At 40.0% G+C, this 6,153-nt stretch carries 7 protein-coding genes and 1 pseudogene; all 8 read right to left on the bottom strand.

Annotated elements, in window-relative coordinates:
• A partial coding sequence (locus AC058W_RS15560; protein WP_479390285.1) for a hypothetical protein occupies positions 1-740 on the bottom strand: 740 nt, incomplete at its 3' end.
• Positions 677-952, bottom strand: a complete 276-nt coding sequence (locus tag AC058W_RS15555) for a hypothetical protein (protein WP_479390284.1) — start codon at positions 950-952, stop codon at positions 677-679. The genes AC058W_RS15560 and AC058W_RS15555, both read right to left, overlap by 64 nt.
• A 178-nt stretch (positions 953-1,130) precedes the next feature.
• A complete protein-coding gene (locus AC058W_RS15550; RefSeq protein WP_479390283.1) occupies positions 1,131-1,520 on the bottom strand; it encodes a hypothetical protein in 390 nt (129 codons plus the stop codon).
• A gap of 176 nt (positions 1,521-1,696) precedes the next feature.
• Positions 1,697-2,269 (bottom strand): leucine-rich repeat domain-containing protein, encoded by a 573-nt coding sequence (locus AC058W_RS15545; RefSeq protein ID WP_147418528.1) that lies wholly within the window; start codon positions 2,267-2,269, stop codon positions 1,697-1,699.
• Between the two features lie 113 nt (positions 2,270-2,382).
• A complete protein-coding gene (locus AC058W_RS15540; protein ID WP_117844040.1) occupies positions 2,383-3,321 on the bottom strand; it encodes a MetQ/NlpA family ABC transporter substrate-binding protein in 939 nt (312 codons plus the stop codon).
• 42 nt (positions 3,322-3,363) lie between these two features.
• Positions 3,364-4,023, bottom strand: coding sequence for a methionine ABC transporter permease (locus AC058W_RS15535; RefSeq protein WP_117675204.1), 660 nt, complete (start codon positions 4,021-4,023; stop codon positions 3,364-3,366).
• Positions 4,010-5,065, bottom strand: coding sequence for a methionine ABC transporter ATP-binding protein (locus AC058W_RS15530; RefSeq protein WP_117675207.1), 1,056 nt, complete (start codon positions 5,063-5,065; stop codon positions 4,010-4,012). Before AC058W_RS15530 ends, AC058W_RS15535 begins: the two co-directional genes overlap by 14 nt.
• Positions 5,066-5,275: 210 nt before the next feature.
• Positions 5,276-6,153, bottom strand: a pseudogene (locus AC058W_RS15525) (hypothetical protein); the annotation flags it as partial.

Raw genomic sequence — 6,153 nt, 5'->3', positions numbered from 1 at the left:
TATGTAATTCCAATTCCGTAAGGACTGCTCCACTTCTCTCCATTTTCATTTTCAAACTCGCCAGTACCCCAGTCAAATGTTTTATGGAATACCGGAGCAGTCTTACTGTTTACAATGTGTATAAAAAAAGCATTTTCTTCCTGTGGATTGTTTTTGATATTATCCGTTTCATTGTAAATATTAAAAAATTCACTGGCACCAAATACCTGCAAATCATGGCTGTTATTTCTCAGATATACATTTTCTACTCCGGAAATACCACCTATCGCATTATTCTGCCCACAAAAGATCACTTTATCATCGGAACCAGTTCCTTTTAATACACTTCTCATATCCTGACAGAAGAAAGCTGTCGTTCCTTTTCCTTCTTTGATTTCAATCGTCTCTGGCGGATCTATCATACCCCAAAATGCGATGTTTCCGTTCGGTGTAATACTTCTGGCTCTTGCATTCTCCACCAGTACTGTCATCCCTTCAGGAGCCACAAAGTCTGCTGCATCTTCCAGATCCTGGACTCTTACAAAACAGTATCCTGTATTTTCTCCTTCGATACTGTTTAACGCATTTGAAAAAGTAGTGTCTTCTACTGTTTTCATGTCCACTTCCGGACGTTCTTCACTCTGCAGGGCATTATTGTACTGTTCCTCTGTTATGTATGCCACTTCAAAAGATCCTTTTACCTGTTTGGCACCTGCCGCGTCTGTCGATACCTCTGATTCTTCTGATGTAAATCCGTCCACTTCCGGTGCTTCTTCCGTACCAAAATCTGATACTTCTTCCCGGATGTCCAGATTTCTGCCGTATCCTCTGCTTCGGCTTCTTCCTCCGTGCCCTGCATCTCTACAGTTTCTTCCCCCGAAGAAAATTCTGCACCCATAACAGCTGCGCTTTCTGCCACAGGTGTTATGCACATAAGTGCTGCCAACAATAATGCGACTTGTTTTTTCTTCATACGTAAAACCCTCCTTTTTCTGGATTTGAGTGTATTAAAAAAAGCACCCTGCAAGATGTAATCGCAGCTTGAACAATTTGCGGGAATGATTTTTTTAATACCTCTGTAATTTTATACACTGCCATCTTCATTTTTGACAGCGTTCAGAATCCCTTCCGGGATATCTTTCAAAAATATTTTACAATAAAACCTCTTCCCCGATTTCATCCAGGAAGCTGTTCATCTCTTCCAGTCCATAAATAATCGCTGCATCGTAACGTACGCGCGGATAAAGTCTCGGCTTCTGACCGATATCCAGAAGCCTTTGTGTATCCGACAGATCAAGAGAAAGGAGAAACGCACACTGCAGCAGTATTTTCCTTGTGGGGATTCGCTGACCGCCAAACAGTTTTCGTGCATAGGATTCTTCCAGATTCAGCTTTCGCACAATGTCTTTCTTTTTCATTCCACGCTCTTCGATTATATGCTCAAGATAAAGCCCTACCTCTACCTTGTTTCCTCGTTCTCTTGCAAAATATGCGGCGCCTTCCTCTTTTATCATTCCCATGATTTCTTCTGTTTCTTTCATTTCTTCTCACACCTCTTTCCTGTTCATATCTCCCTTCTGTCAAAACCCGAGGTTGTATTTTTTTGATCTTTACCACTATCCGTTATCTGATGACTGATCCATAATTTAAAAGCAGATATGATACTGTTAAGTGTACCATATCTGCCCATTTTAGAGCGGGACAATTTTGTCCCTTTTTATGTATAAATTTCAAAATCAGGAGAAGAATCTATCTTCATGATTTCTTCTTTTTGTTCCTCTGTACAGTGTACCTCCGTCAGTCCCGAATGTCCAAACAGCGGTTCAAAATTTTCAATATCTGCATTGGAAATATCTATTGCCTGCAGATTCTTTGCTCCTGTGACAGGAGACAGATCTTTCACCAGGCTGAAACTCACTGACAGGAAATTTAATGAAGGAAACTGTTCGATTCCTTCTAACGAGGAAATTTGTGTTGTGAATGCAAGTGTCTCCAGCTGTGTCATCCCTTTCAATGGTTTCAGATTCTCCAGTATGGTACTATCTCCCCACATGAACAGCGCCTTTAAGGTACTCATCTGCGAAAGAGTTTCGGCAGCTGCCTCATTTACATCACACATACACAGAGTATCCAGTTTCTTCATCTCTGTCAATGGCTCAAATATATTGTTTTCTACTTCCACATTACTCATATCCAGGTAATCCAGGCTCAGATTTTTCAGAAAGTCTATATCTTTCAGATTCATCCCCTGTATATTTAATCTTAAAATGCCTATGCATTCTCCAATCACTGACAGATTCTCTGCTGGATTCTCCTTAATACAATGGAAATCCTATATGTTTTTGCACAAAAAAGATTCCCTCTCCAGTTTTACCTGAAAAAGGAATCTCCTGTTATCTTTACTTATTCAGCGTCTTCTGCTGTGTCAGTTGTATCTGCATTTTCTTCTGCTGTGTCATCTGCATTGTCTGCGTCTTTGCTGTCTGCATCATCTGCATCTTCTGTATCTGCTTCTTCTGCATCTGAGTTTTCTTCAAAAGGAATTACTGCACCATCATATTTCTCATTGATAAAATCTTTAATCTCATCAGATTTCAGTACATCTACAAGTGCCTGAATCTTTTCGCTGTCTTCATTGCCTTCTTTTACTGCGATTACGTTTACATATGTCTTTGCTGCTTCAGAGTCAGATTTCTCATATGCAAGTGCATCTTTTCCAACTGAGAAGCCTGCTTCCAGAGCATAGTTTCCGTTTAATACCACATAAGCTGTCTCACCTGTAACACGTGCTACCTGTGCTGCTTCCAGCTCTACGATCTCCACATTGTGAGGATTCTCTGCAATATCCTTAACAGTTGCATTTAATCCTGCGCCTTCTTTTAGTGTGATGATTCCATTATCCTGAAGAAGAAGAAGTGCTCTTGCTTCGTTTGTTGTATCATTTGGTACTGCGATAGAATCTCCATCTTCCAGATCATCCAGGCTGTCTTTTGTTCCCGGATAAATTCCGAATGGCTCATAATGAATGCCACCTGCATTTACAAGGTGTGTACCTTTTTCTTCATTGAACTGCTCCAGATATGGAATGTGCTGGAAGTAGTTTGCATCGAATTCTCCACTCTCTACAACCTCGTTTGGTCTTACATAGTCATCAAATACAGTAACTTCCAGATCATATCCTTCTTTCTCAAGAATTGGCTTTGCTTCTTCAAGGATTTCTGCATGTGGTGTTGCAGACGCTGCAACTGTGATTGTCTTGTCATCATCCTTTGCGTAAACTCCTGTGCTTAAAGTTCCTGCTACTAATACTCCTGTTAAAACTGCTGCTACTAATTTTTTCATAATAATTGTCCTCCTGAATTTAATTTTATTGTTATTTCATTTTTATTTTCTTCTGTCTATCTTATTAGCGATCAGCATTCCCACTGACTGGAAAATCTGTACCAGGATCACCAGCAGGATAACTGTCACGATCATGATATCTGACTGATATCTGTAATATCCATAACGGATGGCGATATCACCAAGTCCGCCGCCGCCAACTGCACCGGACATTGCGGAATAACCAAGAATCGTTCCAATCGCAATCGTTGCTCCTGTGATCAGTGAAGTTCTGGCTTCTACCAGAAGCACTTTCACAATGATTCTCATATTACTTGCACCCATAGCTCTGGCTGCCTCGATCACACCTGCATCCACCTCTTTAATAGAAGATTCCACCATTCGTGCTATAAAAGGAATGGCAGCCACTACCAGAGGCACTACAGTTGCTGTGGATCCATAGCTCTTTCCCACTACTGCTCTGGTGAAAGGAATGAGCAGAATCAACAAGATCAGAAACGGAATACTTCTCACAATATTTGCAATTGCATCCAGTATCTTATACAACACTGCATTTGGTTTCAGTCCCTCTTTATCTGATACTGCCAGCAACACTCCCATGGGAAGTCCGAACAGGTATCCCAGAACTGTGGAAAGAACTGTCATGTAAAGTGTTTCTCCCACACCCTGGACAATCATCATTATTGTCTCATGATCCCACATATCCTGTCACCTCCCCGATTGCTAAACCTTTTTCTTTCAGATACTGTTTCATCATTTCTGTTCTGGTACTGCCCTCCATAAACTCCAGTATCATCTCTCCCTTGGCTACACCACCTACATTCTTGGTATCTGCCTTCAGGATATTTACCGGTTCTCCGAATGTAAGGATCAGATTTGCGATCACAGGCTCAAAAGCTGAATTCTCAGAAAATACGATTCGTATTTTCTCACCACTTTTAATCTCTGCCTGTCCTTTTTCCCTGCCGGCATCCAGTCTACTGTCTGCGTCGATATCGGAGCCTGTATCCTTTCGGATCAATTCTTTGGCAACCTCTGACTGAGGATTTGCAAAAATATCTGCAACCAGTCCTTTCTCAACCACTTCACCCTCATACATGATTGCCACATGCGTACAGATCTCACGCACAACCGACATCTGATGAGTAATAATCACTATGGTGATTCCAAACTGCTTATTAATCTTTTTCAGCAATTCCAGAATAGAAGAAGTAGTCTGCGGATCCAATGCACTGGTAGCCTCATCACAAAGTAAGATCTTCGGATCCGATGCAAGTGCTCTTGCAATAGCAACCCTCTGCTTCTGTCCACCGGAGAGCTGTGCAGGATAAGCATTCTGCCTGTCCCCCAGACCAACGATTTCTAAAAGCTCTGCTGCCCTCTTTCTGGCCTCTGCCTTCTTCTTTCCTTTTATATAAAGGGGAAAACAGACATTATCGATCACTGACTTCTGCATCAGCAGATTGAAATGCTGGAAGATCATACCAATCTCTTCCCTCTGTTTCCTCAATTCCTTCTCTGTCAAATCTCCAAGAGCCTTCCCATCTATCAGAACCTGTCCCTCTGTAGGAACCTCCAGAAAATTCATACATCGTACCAATGTACTCTTACCTGCCCCCGACATACCGATAATCCCATATATATCACCGGAATCGATATTCAGGTTCACATCCTTCAAAGCCTCGACCACGCCATCTTTCGTGTCAAAAGACTTCCGGACCTTTTCAATCACAATCCCAGACATCTCATTCTCCCTCTCTCTTATTCCCCGCTCCGTTGAGCATGAACATACTATACCACGCACTTTTAAATTACGCCAATTCATAATACCTAGTACTAGTTATAGTCTAAAACTATATTTTCATCGCTTTACCATGATAAAATTTATATCCGTTAAACTGTTGAATTAGAAAGGGATACCACTCAAGCAGTACCCCTTCAATTCGTTCATTCTTTAATTACTAAAATTATATTCTGTAAAACCTAAATCTGCCATCGTAACACCTGAATCTCCTTTTTTCAGACAGGATTCAAATAATGGAAGTGCTTCTTGTAAACAACTATTTCCTTTTTCACTCATCTGTTCCAAAGTATAATCTTTCAAATAGTTATTATAGAATTTAACTTTTGATTTTTCAGTAAAGGAACTCGTCAAAATACTTCCTACAACCGAATTATCATTGCTATTTACTCTATAATCAATATTTACTTCGTTCTCCTTTGAATCCTTAGAATTATATTGATCTCCCCAAAAAAGTGTAACAACTTCTCTGTTCTTTGAATTTATCTCCAAATTCAAAGAATAAGACATCCAAAGCATGCTCTTTTGATCACCGTGAGCATTTTGATACTGCAATGTTACACTTCCTTTTCCAACTTTAAGATAATCTATAGTATAATTTGTTCCGCCACTTGAATCTTGCCATTTCATACCATTCTTTTTAAGATAACTTATCAGCTTCTGTGCCACTGCTGAATTCTCCCAAGTAGAATCTGGAGTTGAAATTGGTTTCGAATCTATTTTCTTTAATACAATACTCTTTATCTCGCTACTCGCACTCTTCACCGACTTACCACTAATTTTTTTGAAAGGAATTACTTTATAATAATATGTCTTTCCAAGTTTTACCTTTTTATCTGTGTATTTCAATGTTTTTCCACTGGTAATCGTTTTGATTTTGCTATACTTACCATTTTTACTTGTAGCGCGATAAATATAGTAGCCTGATGCCCCATTAGTTTTCTTCCAGCTTACTGAAACAGTATTGTTGTTAGTTTTCAATGAAACCGTCGTATTTAATTTTCCGGAGAGACCTTTTTTATTATATCCAC

It is taken from the genome of Blautia sp. CGZ-1-C1, assembly GCF_056504575.1.
Note: the sequence above shows the minus strand (reverse complement) of the source record. Positions and strands in the feature narration are given on the sequence as shown.